Origin of the sequence: Stutzerimonas stutzeri (assembly GCF_019090095.1) — a bacterium.
GTDB lineage: Bacteria > Pseudomonadota > Gammaproteobacteria > Pseudomonadales > Pseudomonadaceae > Stutzerimonas > Stutzerimonas stutzeri_AN.
In genome coordinates this window covers 1,895,001-1,915,499 of record NZ_JAGQFP010000001.1, presented here as the reverse complement: position 1 = coordinate 1,915,499, position 20,499 = coordinate 1,895,001, and the positions used below count along the sequence as shown (strand labels likewise).

General features: G+C 61.1%; 21 protein-coding genes. 12 read left to right on the top strand and 9 right to left on the bottom strand.

The features are described from left to right. Positions 1-7: 7 nt before the first annotated feature. From accB to KVO92_RS08325, 4 genes are all read right to left on the bottom strand, one after another. Positions 8-466, bottom strand: coding sequence for an acetyl-CoA carboxylase biotin carboxyl carrier protein (gene accB / locus KVO92_RS08340; protein ID WP_217475120.1), 459 nt, complete (start codon positions 464-466; stop codon positions 8-10). Between the two features lie 77 nt (positions 467-543). After that, the gene (gene aroQ / locus KVO92_RS08335; protein WP_217475119.1) at positions 544-987 is read right to left on the bottom strand and encodes a type II 3-dehydroquinate dehydratase; all 444 of its coding nucleotides are present in this window, start codon (positions 985-987) and stop codon (positions 544-546) included. Between the two features lie 155 nt (positions 988-1,142). Then, positions 1,143-2,930: a protein-disulfide reductase DsbD gene (locus tag KVO92_RS08330; RefSeq protein WP_217475118.1), complete on the bottom strand. Its 1,788-nt coding sequence runs from the start codon at positions 2,928-2,930 to the stop codon at positions 1,143-1,145. Between the two features lie 71 nt (positions 2,931-3,001). Next, positions 3,002-3,325, bottom strand: a complete 324-nt coding sequence (locus tag KVO92_RS08325; RefSeq protein ID WP_217475117.1) for a Rieske (2Fe-2S) protein — start codon at positions 3,323-3,325, stop codon at positions 3,002-3,004. A gap of 130 nt (positions 3,326-3,455) precedes the next feature. On the opposite strand from KVO92_RS08325, the gene KVO92_RS08320 reads away from it, so the two are divergent. From KVO92_RS08320 to KVO92_RS08310, 3 genes are read left to right on the top strand one after another with little or no spacing between them, the layout of a single operon-like run. Then, positions 3,456-4,493, top strand: a complete 1,038-nt coding sequence (locus KVO92_RS08320; RefSeq protein ID WP_217475116.1) for a FecCD family ABC transporter permease — start codon at positions 3,456-3,458, stop codon at positions 4,491-4,493. Then, on the top strand, positions 4,490-5,260 hold the full coding sequence (locus tag KVO92_RS08315) for a heme ABC transporter ATP-binding protein (RefSeq protein WP_423836228.1): 771 nt from the start codon (positions 4,490-4,492) through the stop codon (positions 5,258-5,260). The genes KVO92_RS08320 and KVO92_RS08315 overlap by 4 nt, the downstream gene beginning before the upstream one ends. A 10-nt stretch (positions 5,261-5,270) precedes the next feature. After that, on the top strand, positions 5,271-6,152 hold the full coding sequence (locus tag KVO92_RS08310) for a ChaN family lipoprotein (protein WP_217475114.1): 882 nt from the start codon (positions 5,271-5,273) through the stop codon (positions 6,150-6,152). Between the two features lie 205 nt (positions 6,153-6,357). Here KVO92_RS08310 and KVO92_RS08305 read toward each other — a convergent pair whose 3' ends face one another. From KVO92_RS08305 to KVO92_RS08290, 4 genes are all read right to left on the bottom strand, one after another. Next, positions 6,358-7,155 (bottom strand): cyclic nucleotide-binding domain-containing protein, encoded by a 798-nt coding sequence (locus KVO92_RS08305; protein WP_217475113.1) that lies wholly within the window; start codon positions 7,153-7,155, stop codon positions 6,358-6,360. A gap of 104 nt (positions 7,156-7,259) precedes the next feature. After that, positions 7,260-7,532, bottom strand: a complete 273-nt coding sequence (locus KVO92_RS08300; RefSeq protein WP_217475112.1) for a TfoX/Sxy family protein — start codon at positions 7,530-7,532, stop codon at positions 7,260-7,262. A gap of 8 nt (positions 7,533-7,540) precedes the next feature. After that, positions 7,541-8,293 (bottom strand): class I SAM-dependent methyltransferase, encoded by a 753-nt coding sequence (locus KVO92_RS08295; protein WP_217475111.1) that lies wholly within the window; start codon positions 8,291-8,293, stop codon positions 7,541-7,543. 143 nt (positions 8,294-8,436) lie between these two features. Then, positions 8,437-9,999: an AAA family ATPase gene (locus tag KVO92_RS08290; RefSeq protein ID WP_217475110.1), complete on the bottom strand. Its 1,563-nt coding sequence runs from the start codon at positions 9,997-9,999 to the stop codon at positions 8,437-8,439. Positions 10,000-10,153: 154 nt separating this feature from the next. Here KVO92_RS08290 and mrcB point away from each other — a divergent pair, with 154 nt between their 5' ends. Genes mrcB through KVO92_RS08275 form a run of 3 tightly spaced genes read left to right on the top strand, consistent with a single transcriptional unit; the run spans position 10,154 to position 13,540 of the window. Then, positions 10,154-12,466 carry a penicillin-binding protein 1B gene (gene mrcB / locus KVO92_RS08285; RefSeq protein WP_217475109.1) on the top strand — a complete coding sequence of 771 codons (2,313 nt, stop codon included), beginning with the start codon at positions 10,154-10,156 and terminating at the stop codon, positions 12,464-12,466. 52 nt (positions 12,467-12,518) lie between these two features. Further along, positions 12,519-13,214, top strand: coding sequence for a tetratricopeptide repeat protein (locus KVO92_RS08280; protein ID WP_217475453.1), 696 nt, complete (start codon positions 12,519-12,521; stop codon positions 13,212-13,214). Then, positions 13,214-13,540, top strand: coding sequence for a YqcC family protein (locus tag KVO92_RS08275; protein WP_217475108.1), 327 nt, complete (start codon positions 13,214-13,216; stop codon positions 13,538-13,540). Before KVO92_RS08280 ends, KVO92_RS08275 begins: the two co-directional genes overlap by 1 nt. A 53-nt stretch (positions 13,541-13,593) precedes the next feature. On the opposite strand, the gene KVO92_RS08270 is transcribed toward KVO92_RS08275, so the two are convergent. After that, a complete protein-coding gene (locus KVO92_RS08270) occupies positions 13,594-14,025 on the bottom strand; it encodes a DUF4124 domain-containing protein (protein ID WP_217475107.1) in 432 nt (143 codons plus the stop codon). A gap of 402 nt (positions 14,026-14,427) precedes the next feature. On the opposite strand from KVO92_RS08270, the gene KVO92_RS08265 reads away from it, so the two are divergent. The 6 genes from KVO92_RS08265 (at position 14,428) to msrQ (ending at position 20,365) form a co-directional block, all read left to right on the top strand. Further along, entirely contained in the window at positions 14,428-16,152 is a 1,725-nt protein-coding gene (locus tag KVO92_RS08265) for an acetolactate synthase 3 large subunit (protein WP_217475106.1), read from the top strand. Between the two features lie 2 nt (positions 16,153-16,154). Further along, positions 16,155-16,646, top strand: a complete 492-nt coding sequence (gene ilvN / locus KVO92_RS08260) for an acetolactate synthase small subunit (RefSeq protein WP_021208352.1) — start codon at positions 16,155-16,157, stop codon at positions 16,644-16,646. A 46-nt stretch (positions 16,647-16,692) separates the two neighbouring features. Then, on the top strand, positions 16,693-17,709 hold the full coding sequence (gene ilvC, locus KVO92_RS08255) for a ketol-acid reductoisomerase (RefSeq protein WP_021208351.1): 1,017 nt from the start codon (positions 16,693-16,695) through the stop codon (positions 17,707-17,709). A 149-nt stretch (positions 17,710-17,858) separates the two neighbouring features. Further along, positions 17,859-18,692, top strand: a complete 834-nt coding sequence (pssA, locus tag KVO92_RS08250; protein ID WP_217475105.1) for a CDP-diacylglycerol--serine O-phosphatidyltransferase — start codon at positions 17,859-17,861, stop codon at positions 18,690-18,692. Between the two features lie 57 nt (positions 18,693-18,749). Further along, positions 18,750-19,760, top strand: coding sequence for a protein-methionine-sulfoxide reductase catalytic subunit MsrP (msrP, locus tag KVO92_RS08245; RefSeq protein WP_217475104.1), 1,011 nt, complete (start codon positions 18,750-18,752; stop codon positions 19,758-19,760). Beyond that, the gene (msrQ, locus tag KVO92_RS08240; RefSeq protein WP_217475103.1) at positions 19,760-20,365 is read left to right on the top strand and encodes a protein-methionine-sulfoxide reductase heme-binding subunit MsrQ; all 606 of its coding nucleotides are present in this window, start codon (positions 19,760-19,762) and stop codon (positions 20,363-20,365) included. Before msrP ends, msrQ begins: the two co-directional genes overlap by 1 nt. The last annotated feature ends 134 nt before the right edge of the window (positions 20,366-20,499 follow it).

Genomic DNA, 20,499 nt, shown 5'->3' with positions numbered 1-20,499 from the left:
CCGCGGTTCAAACGATGGTGAACAGCGGCTGGTCGTATTCGACCGGCTGACCATTCTCCACCAGGATGGATTCGATGGTGCCGCTGGTTTCGGCCTCGATGTGGTTCATCATTTTCATCGCCTCGACGATGCAAAGGATGTCGCCTTTCTTAACGCTCTGGCCGACTTCGACGAAACTGGCCGCTTCTGGCGACGATGCGCGGTAGAAGGTGCCAACCATCGGCGAACGAACCACGGTGCCGTTGAGTTTCGGCTGTGCCGGTGCGGCGTCGGCGGCGGCTGGCGCAGCGGCTGGCGCAGCGGCGGGGGCGGGCATCGGTGCCTGGGCATAGTAAGGCTGCTGCACGGCCGCTTGCTTGCTGTGGCGGCTGATGCGAACGGATTCTTCGCCCTCGTGAATTTCCAGCTCGTCGATACCGGACTCTTCCAGCAGCTCGATCAGTTTCTTGACTTTGCGAATATCCATGAAGCGGTGACTCCCAAGTAAGTTCGAAGGGCATTGCTGCTCGCTTCTTCGAGGCCGTGCGCGGCGCGCATGGCCTGTCAGGAAGCAGCGAGTTGTTCCAGGGCGGCCTCCAATGCCAGGCGATAACCGCTGGCGCCAAGGCCGCAGATCACCCCTACCGCGACATCCGAGAAGTAGGAGTGATGGCGGAAAGGTTCACGCTTGTGCACGTTTGACAGGTGCACTTCGATGAATGGGATGCTCACTGCCAGCAGCGCGTCACGTAATGCGACGCTGGTGTGGGTAAAGGCAGCAGGATTGATCAGGATGAAGTCCACGCCTTCGCTGCGCGCAGCATGGATGCGTTCGATCAGTTCGTACTCGGCGTTGGACTGCAGATGCAGCAGATGATGGCCGGCGTCGCGGGCCCGTTGCTCGAGATCCTGGTTGATCTGCGCCAAGGTCGTTGCGCCGTAGACGCCGGGTTCGCGCGTACCAAGCAAATTCAGATTCGGGCCGTGAAGGACCAAAAGCGTCGCCATGAGCATTCCTTGTTGTTCTAGCCAATCGCGGTTGTGAAGGGTCACGATTGGTGAAAGGAAAAACTATGCCCGAAGCGGGGGCTGACTGTCCAGTCATGTCTTGATCGGCGTAAATGCCTGCATTATGTCTGGAGATTGCCGCAAGGAAACCGGGCCTAGAGGGCTGCCTCCGCACGGTCGAGCCGCTGTGCGAACTGGCTGGCATCGATTTCGCCGACGACCCGTGCCTGAGCCAGCTCCTGCCCGTCCTTGGCGAAGAAGAGGATCGCCGGCGGGCCAAAGAGCTTGTATCGGTCAAGCAGAGCACGCTGTGCCGGATTGCTGTCGGTGATGTCGAAACGAATCAGGCGATAGCCGGCCAGGCGTGGAGCGATCTGCGGATCAGCGAACACCTCGCGTTCGATGACCTTGCAGCTGATGCACCAGTCCGCATACCAGTCGAGCATCAGTGGCTGCCCGGCGGCGCGAGCAGCATCGAGCTGCGCATCGAGTGCGGCCGGCGTGGTCACGGTGTGCCAACTATCACTTGCGCTGGCAATGCTGCCGCTACCTACCGAAGTCGTACGGGGAAGCGGTCGCAGCGGATCGGAGCCGCCCTGCAGCGCCCCGATCCACGTGGCCAGCCCGTAAACCAGCAGCACCAGGCCCAGTAGCTGAGCCAGCTTCTGCTTGGGCGTCTTGTGACCGAATTCCAAGGCGCCAAGAAACAGCGCCGTGCCGGCAGCCAGCACACCCCACAGGGCGAGCGCCAGGGCCGCTGGCAGAACGCGTTCGAGCATCCAGACAGCCACCGCCAGCAGCAAGACGCCGAAGACGTTGCGTACCACAACCATCCAGGGGCCGCTCTTGGGCAACAGCGCACCGCCGCCAATGGCGAACAGGACCAGCGGCGTCCCCATGCCCAGGCCGAGTGCGAATAGCTTCAGGCCACCTCCCAACGCGTCCCCGCTCGCGCTGATATAAAGCAGGGCGCCGGCCAGCGGTGCCGAGACGCATGGCGAGACCAGCAGGCTGGACACCGCGCCCAGCAACGCCGCGCCCATGAATGAACCGCCTTTGGCACTACCTGCGATGCGCTCCAGGCGGGAGCCCATTGCCTGCGGCAGCCGCAATTCGAACAGGCCGAACATCGCCAAGGCGAATGCAACGAAGAACAAGGCGAACGGGACCAGCACCCAGGGCGACTGCAAACGTGCCTGCAAGTTGAGTTCCGCGCCGAACACACCCATCAGCGCGCCCAGCACCGCGAAGCCGCCAGCCATGGGCAGCACATAGGCAAGCGATAGCAGGAAGCTGCGCATGCCGCCGATCTGTCCGCGTAACACCACGCCCGACAGGATGGGCAGCATGGGTAGCACGCAGGGGGTGAACGTCAGCCCCAGCCCGGCGAGGAAGAACAAGGCCACCGAACGCCAGGACAGCGCACCGCTGTCATCGCTTGTCGGGCCCGGTGCAGGGGGAGGGGCGGCGGGTGAGGTGGCGGACGTTCCGTCGATCTCGAATGACTGCGTCTCGGGCGGGTAGCACAGGCCCTTGTCGGCGCAGCCTTGATAGGTCACCTGCAGTGTGAAGGGCTTGCCTGCCGGGTTGCGCAGCGGCAGCTCGACATCGAGCACGCCGTAATAGACCTCGACCTCGCCGAAGTAATCGTCGGTCTTCTGCTTGCCGGTCGGAAGTTGGGCCTCGCCGATGACCACGCCGGCATCGCTGGATTTGAACTGAAAGCGATGACGGTAAAGGTAGTAGCCTTCAGCTGCGACGAAACGCAGCTTTATCTGCTCGGCGGTGCTGTCGATTACGCTCAGGCGGAAGGCCTCGCGCACTGGCAGAAAGTCCGCACTGTTGTTCAGCCCGCCCAGGGTGGTACTGGGACGGCTATCGAACAAGCCGGCAGCGGCAGGAAGGGCGAACAGCAGAATTAGCAGACTCAGCAAACGGCGCATGGTCATCTCACAAAGTGCAGTGACGCCATGATACCCAACGCGGCGAATCGTCGCCCGGGCGCAACGTCGCACTATTGATCATTTTGCAACCAGACGCTGCCGTCGCGCTCGACAACCGGCAGTGCTCGCAGGGCCTGGCCGGCGCAGGGGCCGGCCACGCATTCACCGCTATCGATCAGAAACAGCGCACCATGAGTCGCGCACTGAATCAGGCTGCCGCTGCTGTCGAGAAACTGATCGGCCTGCCACTCCAGCGGGATGCCGCGATGTGGGCAGCGGTTCTCGTAGACGTACAGAGCGCCCTCCTTGCGGATGGCGAGCAGGCGCTGCCCGTGATGGTCCAGGCCCTTGCTCTGGCCTTCGGCAATGTCGGCTACGGCGCACAATCGAAACATGGCTGTCCTCCTTCGTTGCGGGATTATCGCCCAGGCGCGGCTTGTTTGGCGTAGGCATGATCGATAGCGCTGGTCGCCGGCTTGGCTGACTCTTATCCTGCGCATCGAGTATCGACTGGCGGCGTCCCTGATGAGCCCAGCACTGTCTGCACGTTCCTTGTTTCTGTCGCTGGGCCTGCTATGGCTAATGGCGTTCTGGTTGTCCCTGGCGTTGGGGCCGGTCAGCCTGTCGCTCGGTGAAACGCTCGACGCCCTGTGGGGGCTCCTTGTTGCGCCTTTCGACGGCGATCGCGCGCAGCCCGCCGAGCTCATCCTCGGTCAGATCAGATTGCCACGTACCTTGCTCGGCCTGAGCGTGGGCGCGGTACTGGCGCTGACCGGTGTGACCATGCAGGGGCTGTTTCGCAATCCACTGGCCGACCCGGGATTGATCGGCGTGTCCAGCGGTGCTGCGCTGGGAGCTGCGGTGACCATCGTCGGCAGCAATTTCATAGGCGGCGTCCCTTCGTGGCTGGAGCCCTACCTGCTGTCGCTGAGCGCCTTCATCGGCGGGCTCGGTGTGACTGCGCTGGTGTATCGCCTTGGTCGTCGTGACGGCCGCACCCAGGTTTCCACGATGCTGCTTGCCGGCATCGCATTGACTGCCTTGGCCGGGGCGGTGATCGGCTTGTTTACCTATCTTGCCGATGACAGCACGTTGCGCACATTGACGTTCTGGAATCTCGGCAGCCTGAACGGCGCCAGTTACGCACGGTTATGGCCCCTGCTGCTGGTGGCGCTCGGCGTAATCTGGTGGCTACCCCGCCGCGCTCGAGCACTGAATGCGTTGCTGCTGGGGGAATCCGAAGCGCGTCATCTGGGTTTCGATGTGGAGCGGCTCAAGCGAGAGCTGGTGTTTAGCACGGCGTTGGGTGTTGGTGCGGCAGTCGCGGCGGCCGGCATGATCGGTTTCGTGGGGCTGGTGGTTCCGCATTTGGTACGACTGATGATCGGCCCCGACCACCGCTTGCTGTTGCCGGCCTCGGCGCTGGCCGGGGGTAGTCTGTTGTTGCTGGCCGATCTGCTGGCGCGGTTGCTGCTGGCTCCGGCGGAACTGCCGATCGGCATCGTGACCGCTCTGCTGGGAGCGCCCTTTTTTCTGTACCTGTTGTTGCGGGGACGCCACTGATGCTTCGGGCGCAGCGGATCTCGGTACGACGCGGGGCGTCGGCGGTGCTGACCGATATCGACCTGCAACTGCCCTCCGGTGAGGTGCTGGGCGTGTTAGGCCCCAACGGTGCTGGCAAAAGCACCTTGCTCGGCGCCTTGAGTGGTGAGCTGGCGGTCAGTGCGGGAGAGGTGTCGTTGCAGGGGCGGGCACTTGCTGATTGGAGCGGAACCGAGCGAGCCCGTTGCCTGGCGGTACTGCCGCAGAGTTCGTCGTTGAATTTTGCCTTCCGAGTCGAGGAGGTGGTCGGGCTCGGTCGGTTACCGCATGACAGCGGTCGTGAACAGGACCAGGACATTGTGTCCTCCGCGCTACAGGCCGCCGATGCGCAGCATCTGGGGCCGCGCAATTATCTGGCGTTGTCCGGCGGCGAACAGCAACGCGTCCACCTCGCGCGCGTGCTCGCGCAATTGTGGCCGGGGCGCCCGGGGCAGACGCTGCTGCTCGACGAGCCGACCGCCATGCTCGACCCGTTGCATCAGCACAGTATCCTGCAATCGGTTCGACGGTTCGCCGAGCGAGGCGGCGCGGTACTGGTGATCCTGCACGACCTGAATCTCGCGGCACGCTACTGCGATCGGCTGTTGTTGCTGGCCGACGGGTACGCCAGGGTGAGTGGTAGCCCGGAGCAAGTGCTGCAGGCCGAACCGCTGAAGGCCGTATTTGGCCTCGATGTGCTCATTCAGCGCCACCCGGAGCGGGGCCATCCGCTGGTCATCGCACGCTAAGGAACTATCAATGAAAGCGTTTTCGCTCGTCGTTCTGCTACTGCTCGCCGGCTGCCAATCGGTGCCGCCCCTGATGCCCTGGCAAAGCCCGGAGGGCCGCGATCATCCCGATCTAGGGCGGATCATTGATCTGCGCACTGGCGAGACCCTCTCGGCGCAGCGTTTGGTCAGCGCTCTGGCGGGTGCCGATCACGTGTTGGTTGGCGAGCGTCACGACAATCCCGACCACCACCGTCTACAGCGCTGGCTGCTGGAAGCGTTGGCGCAGCGGCGTGCGCAAGGCAGCGTGCTACTGGAAATGCTCAATCCTGATCAACAAGCCAGCGTCGCGCGCGTGCAGGCTTCAGTAAGGCGAGGAGCGTGGCCTGAGGACCTGCCTGCGGCGCTGCGGTGGCAGCCGGGATGGGACTGGCAGCTGTACGCGCCTGTGGTCGAATATTCGTTGGCGCAGCCTTATCCCGTGCTCTCGGCCAATCTGGATCGCAGCGAGATCCAGGCTATTTACCGTGATCCACCGAGGCTGTCTGGCCCTGCGGCGGCCGCGTCGGTGCAGCGTGCCTTGCTTGCGCAGATTCGCCTATCGCACTGCAACAAGCTGCCGGAAACCCAACTGCCGGCCATGCTGGCTGTGCAACAACAGCGTGACCATCGAATCGCCGGACGCCTGCAGGCGGCCCCTACGCCTGCACTGGTTTTTGCCGGCGCCTTTCATGTGCGACGTGATCTTGGCGTGCCGCTGCACATGGCCGACGCCGTGCGGCATGGCGCGCTGGTGCTGATGCTTGCAGAGGTCGGGGAGGATATACGGGCAGAGCAGGCCGACTTTGTCTGGTACACGCCCGGCCAGACACGACAGGATCTGTGCGCCACGCTTGGGCAAAACGGCAAATGACCGTTTGAGTTACACGCGGGCAAAAAAAGACCCGGCAAAAAGCCGGGTCAAAACCGTGATTAGCCTGATGAGGAGATAACCTGAAAGTCCGACTGCCTGGGCTTCCAGTTACCAGCTGATCTCGCGACCAGTGGTGCTAATAATAACAATTCTCATTATCCCGTCAACAGCTGTTCGAAAATAATTTGGACGGGGCTTCGGTGGCCTATGCGGTAAGCGGTAGGCGCAGCCGAGTCACTTCCTTGTTGAGCAGGTCGATGCGGCGGGCCATGCTTTCTATCAGGCTGTGGGCGATCTTCGGGTTGCTCTGCATCAGCCCGAGGAACTGCTCTTTGGGAATCAGCATCACGGTGCAGGGGGAGGTGGCGACAACGGTGGCGCTGCGCTTCTCTTGAGTGAAGACGGCCATGGCGCCAAAGATCTCGTCGCGTTGAACATCCCCGACCTTTTGCCCATCGACGAGCGCTTCGGCATGTCCTTCGATAATGATGAAGACGTTGTCTGCATCGTCTCCCTGCCGAATCAGTTCCTCGCCGGCGGCGAAGTGCTGAAAACCGGTCGTAGGGTGGATTTCAGGTTGCTTGAGGCGCGCCAGGGCGTCGGACAACAGCGCGGTTTGGCCGATCAGGTACTGGGTGAAGAGCTCCTGCCTCCGGGCATCGGCATGAATATGCTGAAACACAGCGCTGCGCGAGTATGGGGTCAGGCGGATGGCTTCGTCGCTGCGGTAGCGACAGATGGGGAGTTCGATGCCTTGGCGCAGGCCGAGCAGGTCCCCTTCCTGCAGATAGAACAGGGGTTTCTCATCCACCACCGCGTGCAGTAAACCGCTCTCGATGACGAATAGCTGTTGCGTGGGCAGCTCGCGCTCGAGGTCATCGGTGCCTTTGACCTCGATGGCGGTTGCGGCAGGAGCCAGGCCTTCGAGCAATTGCGCGGGGATTCCCTGCAAGCGGTTGATCAGCTGATCGGCGTACGCCGGTTGTTCCCCGAGTAGATACATGACGACAATCCTTGACAGGCGAGCTCGCAGAGATCGAGCAGTGCGCGCGTCCACAATATAGCGGCCGTTGACGGCAGTAAATCGCGTCATGTCGAGGTTGTGAGCTAGCTCTGGTCTCGGTGTTCGTGGTTTGCCAGATGCTGATTGAGCTCACTCTTGAGCGTAGCGGGCAGCTCCTTCCAGTTGACGTCTCGCAGTGCACCCTCGATGGCGTAAAGCAGCACGCGCGACGCGCTGAAGCCTCGAGCCTTGACCGCTTGATAAGCGCCGACCGCGCCAAGCCGGCGCAGGTCGTCCGCGGTGTGAATGCCGGAGGCATGCAGCCATTGGGCGGATGTCTTGCCGAGATTTCTCAGCGTCAGCAGTTCGTCGTGCATGATCGCTCCTATCGGCCCGGATAGCCGGCAAGTAAATGGAGCGGCCAGCGAATGCAGCGTTGCTGCTCTGGCGCACCCCATAACCGTGTCAGTTCGGGCTCCAGCTCTGCCACCGGATCCCGTCCGTGGAATTGCTGCCACTGCTTCACCGCAGACCAGGTGCGCAGATAGCCGAGCAGTTGCGGCAGGCTCCAATGCGCCTCGATAGCGACGTCGGGAGGAACCAGGGTGGTGAAGGGGGGCTGAACGTCTCGATAACCTGCGTCGACGCTGGCACGGCCAGGAGGCCAGTAGCCGGCCAGCGTTTCGCCGTAGAGACGGTCGATGACGGCGTCGAGGGTCGGCTCGATCCGAAGCAGGCTGTAGCACCAGGCGCAGAACAGGCCGTCGGCGGCGAGCACTCGTTTCGCTTCGGCAAAGAACGCCGGGGTTGCGAACCAGTGCAGCGCCTGCGCGACTACCATCAGGTCAGCCACGCCGTCGCGTAACGGCAGCTGCTCGGCCCGGGCGACGAAACGCTGGGCGCCGCTCCAGTTCGCCTGGCCGGTGAGCTGATCGAAACTGGCGTCGCAAGCGTAAACCTGATCGAAACGCGTCAGTAGAGAACGCGTTGCCTGACCGCTGCCTGCGGCGATATCAAGCGCATGACGTGTTTGCACGCACTGCTTGGCGAGCCAGTCGAACAGACGTTCGGGATAAGTCGGGCGGAACTGGGCGTAATCGTCGGGACGAATCGAGAAAAGCCGGACGTTATCACCCATGGCGATAGTCCATTAGCCCTAATGGCAGAACGCAGTGTGACATGGTCGACTTCCACAGGCGGACCTGTACAAGTATAGAGGCACCACCGGGTTCTGCCCGCGGTGGCGCTCCTTGCACGTGATGCCTTCGCTGATGCGCTCGGTCAGAGCCCGGGAAGTCGCTGGCGAATGACACTGACCAGATTGTCGAGGCTGCCGGCTTCAGGCGTGCGAATGTCCCGGCTAAGCAATTGCTCGCTTTCACTCAGCGGCTCGCGAGATGCCTGTTGTGCCTTGATGACGGCCATGGTCGCGTCGGACGGGTCGCCTCCTGCGGTCTGGCGCTGGGTCAGCCACTGCTCGATGACAGCATCCGGTGCTTCGCAGGTGAGGATCATGAACGGCACGCCGGTCGACTCGGCGACCTGTCGGGCCGCCTGGCGGTTCTGTTGCTTGAGGTAGGTTGCGTCGATGACCACGGAAAAACCGGCATTCAATGCCGCGCCGGCCAGTGAATGAAGGCGTACGTAAGTGGCTTCGCTGGCCTGCTCGCTGTAAATGCCGGCGTCGAGCTGGGTGGCCAGGGCGTCGTTCTGCTCGCCGTGCAAGCGCTTGCGTTCGACATCCGAGCGCAGCCTGATGGCGCCGAGCGCTTCGACGAGGCGCAGCGCAACCTGGCTCTTGCCGACTGCCGATACACCGTGGGTTATCGCGAGGAAACGCGACGGAATGGCGCTGTAGCTTTCGGCGAGGTTGGTGTAACCGCGGTACTGGCGCAGGATGACCCGACGCTGTACCGGATCTTGCTCTTGGTGCAGTCGGAACAGGCTGACCTTGGCCCGCACCATGGCTCGATAGGCCTTGTACAGGTTGAGCAGTTCCAGCGCGGCGTAATCCCCGGTGCGTTCCAGCCAGCCGTTGATGAAGCGCCGTGCCTGGCATTTCAGGCCGCGGTCTTCCAGGTCCATCGCCAGGAATGCCGCATCGGAGGCGATATCAATCAGGCGGAAGGGCTCGTTGAACTCGATGCAGTCGAACAGCACCACCTTGCCGTCGATGAGCGTGGCGTTACCCAGGTGCAGGTCGCCATGGCATTCGCGGATGAACCCTTGCTGGGTGCGCTGCAGCAACAGCGGCTGCAGGCGCGCGATGTTCGTTTCAGTCCAATCCTCCAGCGCGTCGAGCTGCTGTAGATCGGCTTGCTCGTCAAGCAGCGGACGGATCTGTTCGAAGTTCTGGCGCATCGGCGCAACGATCGCGTCGGCGCTGTTCAGCGGATGCTCGGCTGCAACCTGGGGTGTGCCCAGATGGAAGCGGGCGATCTGCTCGGCCAGGGCGTCGATATGCGCGTCGGTCAGTTCGCCGCGTGCCTGCACTTCGGCCAGCAGCTGTGTCTGCGGAAACTCGCGCATTTGCAGCATGTATTCGACCGGCGTTCCCTCACCGTCGATCGTCGGAACATCACTGCTGCCCGTGATGGGCACAACGCGCAGATAAATATCCGGCGCCATGCGCTGATTCAGACGCAGCTCTTCGTCGCAGAAATGTTTGCGTGATGCCAGGTCGGTAAAGTTGAGAAAGCCGAAATCGACGGGCTTCTTTATCTTGTAGGCGTAGGTTCCGGTAAGGATCACCCAGGAAATATGGGTTTCGATGACCCTGAACCCGTCGACCGGGTGTGGGTACAGTGCCGGATTTTGCAGCGCGGCGATCAATGCTTGGCTCACGGTCATTCCTTGTGAAAAGAAGGTGGGGTGCGTGACGCAGTGGGATGCAGGTCACACGCTCGAAAAAGGGCCTCATTATGTCCGCCTGAGCCTGGCCTGCAAACCGCCAAGAGGCCGTCTTTCGGGCAATTCAAAGTGCGTATAATGCGCCGCCATGACTAAATCACGCTCCTCTCGTTCTCGCTCCAAGCACCGCTCCCAGGGTTCTCGGCCCTGGCTGGGCTGGGTGATCAAACTATCCATCGTCGCGCTGGTGCTCCTCGCTGGCGTCGCCATTTATCTCGACGCCGTGGTGCAGGAGAAGTTTTCCGGCAAGCGCTGGACCATTCCCGCAACGGTTTATGCGCGACCACTCGAGCTCTTCGTAGGGCAAAAGCTGGCGAAGGAAGACTTCCTGACCGAGCTTGACGCGCTCGGTTATCGTCGCGAGAACGCCGTCAGTGGCCCCGGCACAATGTCGGTGGCCGCCAATGCGGTTGAAATGCATACCCGTGGATTCCGGTTTTACGAAGGCGCCGAGGAATCGCAGCGTATTCGAGTGCGCTTCTCGGGTGATTTCGTCGCCGGGCTGGCGCGTGCCGATGGTGGAGAGCTTCCGGTGGCCCGTCTCGAGCCGGTCACCATTGGTGGGCTGTACCCTGCACACAACGAAGATCGGATTCTGATCAAGCTCGACCAGGCGCCGCCCTATCTGGTCGATACATTGGTGGCTGTCGAAGACCGGGACTTCTTCGAACATTTCGGCGTTTCGCCCAAATCCATCGCGCGCGCCGTTTGGGTCAACCTCACCGCCGGTGCGGTCCGCCAGGGCGGCAGTACGCTGACCCAACAGCTGGTCAAGAACTTCTTCCTGACCAACGAGCGCAGCCTCAGTCGCAAGGCGACCGAGGCGATGATGGCTGTGTTGCTGGAGCTGCACTACGACAAGCATGAGATTCTCGAGGCCTACCTCAACGAGGTATTCCTTGGCCAGGATGGGAATCGGTCCATTCATGGGTTCGGGCTGGCGAGCCAGTATTTCTTCGGTCGTCCGTTGGCTGAGCTGAAAGTGCAGCATGTTGCGCTGTTGGTCGGCATGGTAAAGGGACCGACCTACTACAACCCTCGGCGTCACCCGGAGCGGGCGCTGGCGCGGCGCAATCTGGTGCTCGACTTGCTGGAGGAGCAGGGCGTCTTGAACGCTGAGCAAGCCGCGGCAGCGCGCAAGTCGCCACTCGGTGTTAGCCCTCGAGGCAGTCTGGCCAACAGCTCGTATCCGGCCTTCCTGGACCTGGTCAAGCGCCAGTTGCGAGAGGATTACCGCGACGAGGACCTCACTGAGGAAGGACTGCGTGTCTTCACCAGCTTCGATCCGATCCTGCAGCGTAAAGCCGAAAGTGCCATGACCGAGACCCTTAAGCGCCTCGGCAAGGCGGCTGAAGGGGTAGAGGGTGCAATGCTGGTGACCAATCCGGAAACGGGCGAGCTGCAGGCGATGCTGGGCAGTCGTCAACCGGGGTTCGCCGGTTTCAATCGGGCGCTGGACGCATCGCGCCCCATAGGGTCGCTGATCAAGCCGGCCATCTACCTCGCCGCCCTGGAAAAGCCCAGCCAGTACACGCTGACCAGTCGATTGGAGGATCAACCGTTCTCTGTCAAGGGCGCCGATGGCCAAGTCTGGAAGCCGCAGAACTATGGACGCACCGCGCACGGTACGGTCTATCTCTATCAGGCGCTGGCCAACTCCTACAACCTGTCCACGGCGCGACTGGGTCTCGATCTGGGGGTGCCTCATGTTCTGAAGACACTCGAGCGCCTGGGGGCTTCGCCACAGTGGCCGGCCTATCCTTCGATGCTGCTGGGGGCCGGTGCGCTGCGGCCCATTGAAGTCGCAGGCATGTACCAGACGCTCGCCAATGGAGGGTTCAATACCCCTCTGCGCGCTATTCGCAGCGTTGTGGCCGCTGACGGTGAGCCTCTTAGCCGCTATCCATTCAAGATCGAGCAGCGTTTCGATGCCGGTGCGATCTACCTTACCCAGTACGCCATGCAGCGCGTCATGCGCGAAGGTACTGGGCGCTCGGCCTACAATTACGTACCGAAGTCGCTGACGCTGGCCGGCAAGACGGGTACTACCAACGACTCTCGCGACAGCTGGTTCGCCGGGTTCAGCCAGGACCTGCTGGCGGTGGTCTGGCTGGGGCGTGATGATAACGGCAAGACGTCGCTGACCGGCGCCACCGGTGCACTGCAGATCTGGGCCGACTTCATGCGCCGTGCTGATCCGTTGCCGCTACAGAGCCCGCTGCCGGACAACGTCGAAATGGTCTGGGTGGATGCGCAGACGGGGCAGGGAACCTCGGAGACTTGTCCCGGAGCGGTGCAGATTCCGTATATACGCGGAAGCGAGCCGGCGATGGGGTCTGGCTGCGGTCTTCAGGCGCCTGCCGAATCGGTCATGGATTGGGTGCGTGGTTGGCTGCAGTGAGCAATGGCAAGTGACTAAATTCTTGATGAGGTTTGAATTGAACAAGCACTGGATGGTGTTGGCTGCGGCGGTTGTGCTGGTGCCGGGGTGTGCCACGGTTAAACGAGGCGCTATACCCGTCGTCGACTCTGGTGCGCCGGTGTCCGAGGAGGTATCGACTCGGCAGGCTTATCGAACGCCGAGCCCGGCGGCGCCAGCGGCGCGCCCCTCGTCCGAAGATTCGGGCGTGATGGTCATGGTGCCCCAACAGAACGCCGAACCGCTGCAAACCTTCGCGGCTCCAGATGCGGCGTTCTCGAGTTCCTCCAGTTCAGTGCCGGATGCGCCAACGCAGTGGCAGGCTCCGCAGTCGGCCCCTGCACCAGCCCCATCCATGCCGAGCGGCATTCCGTCCAGCGGCAATACATTGTCTGCAGACGAGCGTCTCGACGGCCCTGTATTGGCGTTGCTGACCACTGCACAGCAGCAGCAGGGCGGTGGCGACCTGAACGGCGCGGCCTCCAGTCTCGAGCGCGCTCAGCGAATTGCGCCCCGGGAACCGCAGGTGCTCTACCGACTTGCGCAAGTGCGCCTTGCGCAAGGTGATGCCGTTCAGGCGGAACAGCTTTCCCGCCGAGGTCTGAGTTACGCCAGCGGCCGTCCCGCGTTGCAGGCAAGCCTCTGGGAACTGATCGCTCAAGCCCGCGAGCGTCAAGGTAACGCGGCAGGCGCCGCCCAGGCCCGCGAGCGCGCGAAGGTAGCCATGTAATGGATCCACGCGTTGCAGACTTGGCCGATCAACTGCTCTTGATAGAGCGAGAGCTGCGTGTACATGCGCTCTGGGACTCGTTTCCGCCGGATGCTTGCGCGCTCGCCAGCCAAGAGCCGTTCTGCGTCGACACGCTGTCGTTCGAGCAGTGGCTCCAGTGGGTCTTTCTGCCGCGGATGAAAACTATCCTGGAGGAGGATGAGGCGCTGCCAGCGGTCTCGGGAATCCTGGCCATGGCAGAGACCGTCTATCAAGGCCGGTCGCAGCAAATGGCCGGCCTGTTGCAAGCGCTGGAAAGGTTCGACGCGCTGATCAGTCGCGGTTAGAGCAATGGCGCCAGGCGCGGCGCAAGCGTCTACCTCGGGCGGCTGCGGGGTGATCAGTCGCAGGTGTCGGCGATTTTCTGTTGGGTTTCTGCGATGCGTGCCTGACGCTCTTCCTCGTTCAGGCGACGCACTTCTCCTTCCTCTTCCACGCGCACTCGCGGGTTGTTCTGTAACTGTGCCAGGTTCGTTCGCAGCGTAACGCAATAGCGCTTTCGTTCTGCTTCTTGCTCGGCGACCTGCTGCTTTACCTTGCGGTCGATCTCGTGCTGCTCCGTCTCGCTCGATGGGGTAGCCGCAACCGGCTCGGGGGCAGCGGGCCTGGGGGCTGGCGTAGCGGTATTGATCGCTTCGGCAGACTGGCCTTGCGGTGGCTGCGCGCCGAAGTGGGTGACGCCTTGCGCATCCACCCACTTGTAAATCTGGCCAGCCATGACACTACTGCTCAATACAAGCAGCAAGCCGCTCGCAAGAATCGTCAAACGCATGCTATTCCCTTCTGTGGATGCAATACCGAGCCGCTACTATACGCAAAAGCCAGGTACTTCCATTCTGCGCTGGATCACAGCTGAAACAGGACGAAGCCCAACAGCAGACTTGACTTGACTGAGCCTAATCCGAACAATTCCATGCTTGCTGTTCCGAAGCGCCGCCGCAAGCGTGCCTTCGGTCAATCATGAGGTGCACACCCGCGCCGACTTGTAACACCCGCAACGCGTTACCTCGCGCTGGGAGGGGCGCCCCGCAACACTTTGGGGCTTTCCTAATACTCGCTGGTTCAGCAGCTGACGTAGTCGGCGACCACCGTCGCTCATGCGCTGTCTGGCAGTAAACCTATTTCTGGCCGGTCCGACGCGGGGCGGCTATCTGGCGTTCTAGAGGTGAACAACGTGGAACTTTTATCCGGCGCTGAAATGGTCGTCCGCTTCTTGCGCGACGAAGGCGTTAAGTACATCTACGGCTATCCGGGCGGCGCCTTGCTGCACATCTACGATGCGCTGTTCAAGGAAAAGGAAGTCACGCACATTCTCGTGCGTCACGAGCAAGCCGCCACCCACATGGCCGACGGCTACGCTCGCGCCACGGGTAAAGCGGGTGTCGTTCTAGTGACCTCCGGCCCAGGCGCTACCAATGCCATCACCGGCATCGCCACGGCTTACATGGATTCGATTCCGATGGTGGTGATCTCCGGTCAGGTCGCCAGCAACATGGTGGGCACCGATGCCTTCCAGGAAACCGACATGATCGGTATTTCTCGCCCTATCGTTAAGCACAGCTTCATGATCAAGCATCCTTCGGAGATCCCCGAAGTGATGAAGAAGGCGTTCTACTTGGCGCAGTCCGGGCGCCCCGGTCCGGTTGTCGTGGATATCCCGAAGGATATGACCAACCCGGCCGAGAAGTTCGAGTACGTCTATCCGAAAAAAGCCAAGCTGCGTTCCTATAGCCCGGCGGTTCGTGGCCATTCTGGACAAATCCGCAAGGCGGCTGAGCTGCTGCTGGCTGCCAAGCGGCCGATCATCTATGCCGGCGGCGGGGTGGTCATGGGTGGCGCGTCGTCACAGCTCACCGAGCTGGCGAAGATGCTCAACCTGCCGGTGACCAACACATTGATGGGCCTTGGCTGCTATCCGGGAAGCGATCGTCAATTCGTCGGCATGCTCGGCATGCATGGCAGCTACACCGCGAACCTGGCGATGCACCATTCCGATGTGATTCTCGCGGTCGGTGCGCGCTTCGACGATCGGGTGATCAACGGCGCGACCAAGTTCTGCCCGAATGCCAAGATCATCCATATCGACATCGATCCGGCGTCCATCTCCAAGACCATCAAGGCGGACATCCCGATCGTGGGGCCGGTGGACAGTGTGCTGACCGAAATGGTCGCCATCGTCAAGGAGATCGGTCAGACGCCGAATGCCGACACCGTCGCCAGCTGGTGGAAGCAGATCGATGAGTGGCGCGGCAGCCGCGGCCTGTTCCCCTACGACAAGGGCGACGGGACCATCATCAAGCCGCAGGCGGTTATCGAGACTCTGTGCGAAGTCACCAAGGGCGAGGCTTACGTGGCCTCCGACGTTGGTCAGCACCAGATGTTCGCGTCTCAGTATTACCGGTTCGACAAGCCCAACCGCTGGCTGAACTCAGGTGGTCTCGGCACCATGGGCTTCGGTTTTCCCGCCGCGATGGGCGCAAAGCTGAACTTCCCCGAGGCTGACGTCGCCTGCGTGACCGGCGAGGGCAGTATTCAGATGAACATCCAGGAGCTGTCGACCTGCCTGCAGTACGACTTGCCGGTGAAGATCATCAACCTCAACAACGGTGCGTTGGGCATGGTCCGCCAATGGCAGGACATGCAATACAACAGCCGCTACTCGCATTCCTACATGGAGTCCCTGCCTGACTTCGTCAAGCTGGTCGAGGCGTATGGGCATGTGGGGATGCGCATCACCGAGCTGAAGGATCTCAAGCCGAAAATGGAAGAGGCGTTCGCCTTGAAGGACCGTCTGGTCTTTCTCGATATCGCCGTCGATACCAGCGAGCACGTGTACCCGATGCAGATCAAAGACGGCGCGATGCGCGACATGTGGCTCAGCAAGACGGAGCGGACCTGATCATGAGACACATCATTTCCCTGTTGATGGAAAACGAACCGGGCGCCTTGTCCCGTGTGGTTGGTCTGTTCTCGCAGCGCAACTACAACATTGAGAGCCTCACCGTCGCGCCGACGGAAGATCCAACGCTGTCGCGCCTGACGCTGACCACGGCCGGCCACGATGAGGTGATCGAGCAGATCACCAAGAACCTCAACAAGCTGATCGAAGTGGTCAAGTTGGTGGATTTGTCGGAAAGCGCTCACATCGAGCGCGAGCTGATGCTGATCAAGGTGAAGGCCACTGGTGCGCAGCGCGCCGAGGTCAAGCGCACCACCGACATCTTCCGCGGCCAGATCGTCGACGTGACGGCCAACGTGTACACCATTCAGCTGGCCGGAACGACCGACAAGCTGGACAGTTTCATCCAGGCCGTCGGTACCGCATCGATCCTGGAAGTCGTGCGCAGCGGCGTCACCGGGATCTCCCGTGGCGACAAAGTGCTGAGCATCTAAACCTATTTAACGAATGGCCCGACCGGCCAGTAACAGGGGTAACTCCATGAAAGTTTTCTACGATAAAGATTGCGACCTCTCCATCATCCAGGGCAAGAAGGTTGCGATCATCGGCTATGGCTCCCAGGGTCACGCTCACGCATGCAACCTGAAGGATTCCGGCGTCGACGTTACCGTGGGGCTGCGCGCCGGTTCTCCGTCGGTAGCCAAGGCCGAAGCTCATGGCCTGAAGGTCGATGACGTTGCGACGGCTGTTGCCGCTGCCGACCTGGTCATGATCCTGACCCCAGACGAATTCCAAGGTCGCCTGTACCGTGACGAGATCGAACCGAACCTGAAAAAAGGCGCAACCTTGGCCTTTGCTCACGGCTTCTCCATCCACTACAACCAGGTTGTGCCGCGTGCCGATCTCGACGTGATCATGATCGCGCCGAAGGCTCCCGGCCACACCGTGCGTTCCGAGTTCGTCAAGGGCGGTGGCATTCCCGACCTGATCGCCATCTACCAGGACGCCTCCGGTAACGCCAAGAATGTTGCCTTGTCCTACGCCTCGGGTGTCGGTGGCGGCCGTACCGGCATCATCGAAACGACCTTCAAGGACGAGACTGAAACCGACCTGTTCGGTGAGCAAGCCGTTCTCTGCGGTGGTTGCGTCGAACTGGTCAAAGCCGGTTTCGAAACGCTGGTCGAAGCTGGCTACGCGCCGGAAATGGCCTATTTCGAGTGCTTGCATGAATTGAAGCTGATCGTCGATCTCATGTTCGAAGGCGGCATCGCCAACATGAACTACTCGATCTCCAACAATGCCGAGTACGGTGAGTACGTGACTGGCCCTGAGGTCATCAACGCCGAATCTCGCGCTGCAATGCGTAACGCACTCAAGCGCATTCAGGACGGTGAGTACGCCAAGATGTTCATCACCGAAGGCGCTGCCAACTACCCCTCGATGACGGCCTACCGTCGCAATAATGCCGCTCACGGCATCGAGGTCGTCGGTGAGAAGCTGCGTTCCATGATGCCTTGGATTGCCGCCAACAAGATCGTCGACAAGAGCAAGAACTGATCTCGGTTCAGCTAGAAAAAACGCGGCCTTGGCCGCGTTTTTTCGTTAGGTACGTCGGCTTCTGGTATAAAACCGCTGCTGGCGTCTGGCTGAACCCGTGGTGCCAGGGTCTGTCGAAATTATTCACACCTGCTGTAAGGTAAAACTACATGAGTGAGCATCCCGAAGAGCCGAACAAGTCAGTCGAGCCGGAGAGCTTGCTGCCGATCGACGAGCATGTCGAAGAAATTCAGGATTCCGAGGGGCGCAAGGTGCGTCACCGCGGTATTTATCTGCTCCCTAACCTGTTTACCACCGCCAATCTGTTTGCTGGTTTCTTCTGCATCATTACCGCGATCAACGGCAATTTCTATGTCGCTGCCGCTACGGTGTTCGTGGCGATGGTGCTCGATAGTCTGGATGGCCGGGTGGCGCGCCTGACCAATACCCAAAGCGCATTCGGCGCCGAGTACGACTCGCTGTCGGACATGGTTGCCTTCGGCCTGGCGCCCGCTGTGCTGGCCTACGAGTGGGCGCTGTCAGGGTTGGGTAATGTCGGGCTTACCGTCGCTTTCATTTATGTGGCGTGCGCGGCGCTGCGTCTGGCGCGGTTCAACACCCAGATCGGCAAAGTCGACAAGCGCTGGTTCATCGGCTTGGCCAGCCCGGCGGCGGCTGGGGTGGTCGCGGGCTCGGTGTGGGCGGTATGGGCTCTGGACGAACCCGGTATTCGCGGTGTGGATCTACCGATCGCGGTGGTAATGCTGTTTGCGTTACTGGTTGCGTTGGCCGGTTTGCTTATGGTCAGCAACATCAAGTACTACAGCTTCAAGGACCTTGATCTCAAAGGCCGGGTGCCCTTCGTGGCGATACTGGTCGTAGTGCTGGTCTTCGCGGTCGTCTTTAGCGATCCGCCACGTATCCTGCTGTTGATATTCCTTGCTTATGCCGTTTCCGGGCCTGTGCAATTCCTGATGCGTCGCCGCAAGCGCGTGGAAAGTTGATTTATCCGGTGATCCGCTGTCTATTGGACGCCTGGCCAACAGGCAGCGGAGCACATCATGCTTATCAAGACTCCTCGTCGCAGCGACTGCTGTGAATCGCAGGTAACGTCCGAATCCCTCTATCTGAATCGCCGGCAGTTGCTGCGGGGGGCTGCGTTGTCTGTGGCTGTTACCGGTCTTCCGTCGTTGGCATCAGCCGAGAGCGGGCGTTACGAAGGTGTTGACGCTGCGAATGCTCCCGCTTGGTTTACGACCAAGCTCGACGACACGCGCTGGGAGGCCGCCGTTGCGGAAGGCGAGGCCATCACGCCGTATCGCGATGCCACCCACTACAACAACTTCTATGAATTCGGGCCAGATAAAGGCGATCCTGCCGCTCATGCGCCCAAGCTGGTAACCGAGCCCTGGACCGTCATGGTTGACGGCGAAGTAGCGAAGCCGGGTCGCTACTCGGTAGAGGATCTGTTTACGTCGAGTCGGCTTGAGGAGCGCATTTACCGTTTGCGATGCGTTGAAGCTTGGTCGATGGTCATTCCTTGGTTAGGCGTTCCTTTGGCTGAGTTGATTCGCCGACTCGAGCCCACGTCGAACGCGAAATTCGTGCGCTTCGAGACCTTGGTTCGGCCTGAACAAATGCCTGGAATGCGCTCTGGCTTTTCGCTGATCGATTGGCCTTATGTCGAAGGGTTGCGGATGGACGAGGCCATGCATCCGCTGACGCTGATGGCTGTCGGTATGTACGGGCGTGTGCTCCCAAATCAGAACGGCGCGCCGCTTCGCCTGGTCGTGCCATGGAAGTACGGGTTCAAGAGCATCAAGTCCATTGTGCGTATCAGCTTCGTTGAAGATCAGCCAGCGACTACTTGGCAGAGCATGGCGCCTCGGGAGTATGGTTTCTACGCCAACGTCAATCCCGACGTCTCCCATCCTCGCTGGTCGCAGGCGAGGGAGCGGCGGCTTCCGGGCAGCCTGTTCAGCCCTAATGTAAGGGCAACAAGACTGTTCAACGGTTACGCTGAAGACGTTTCGCACCTTTATGCTGGCATGGACCTAACTAAGGAATACTGATGCGCTACCCCTGGTGGCGATTGCTGCTGTTTCTAACTGCGGCGAGCGTGCCGTGCTACTGGTTGTACTTAGGGTCAGTCGCGGCACTGGGGCCTGATCCTGGCAAGGTGTTAGTGGACAATCTTGGGCAGGGCGCTCTGGTTCTGTTGTTAGGCTCGCTCACTATGACGCCATTGCAGCGGCTGACGCATTGGCCCGGATGGATTTCGTTCCGTCGCCAATTAGGTTTGTGGGCGTTCGGCTATGCAGTCTCGCACGTCTGCGCATATCTCTATTTCTTGCTTGGGCTCGACTTTTCCGCGCTCGCGGCTGAACTGGCCGAGCGCCCTTATATCCTGGTGGGGGCGATGGCTTTGCTGGGCTTGTCGTCGCTCGCCGCGACCTCTACGCGCTGGAGCATGCGTAAGCTGGGTAAACGTTGGAAAAAGCTACATCGACTGGTTTATCCGAGCCTCCTGTTAGTGCTGCTTCACATGCTATGGGTCGTACGATCGGACGCTGAACGGTGGGCCGTTTACGCCACGGTCGCTACAGTCCTGCTGCTGGCACGGATACCGCTGATAGAACGGAAACTCGCTGGGCGTAACGGGGCGAAGCGAGCGTGAATCCGGTGAGTGAAACAAAACTGCAAAACAGCCATTGACGTGAGTTTCTGAGCCCCTATAATGCGCACCTTCTCCGGCGCAGGCTTTTAGCAAAACCTCTTGTAAATCAAGAAGTTAGCGAAAATAAAGGCTTG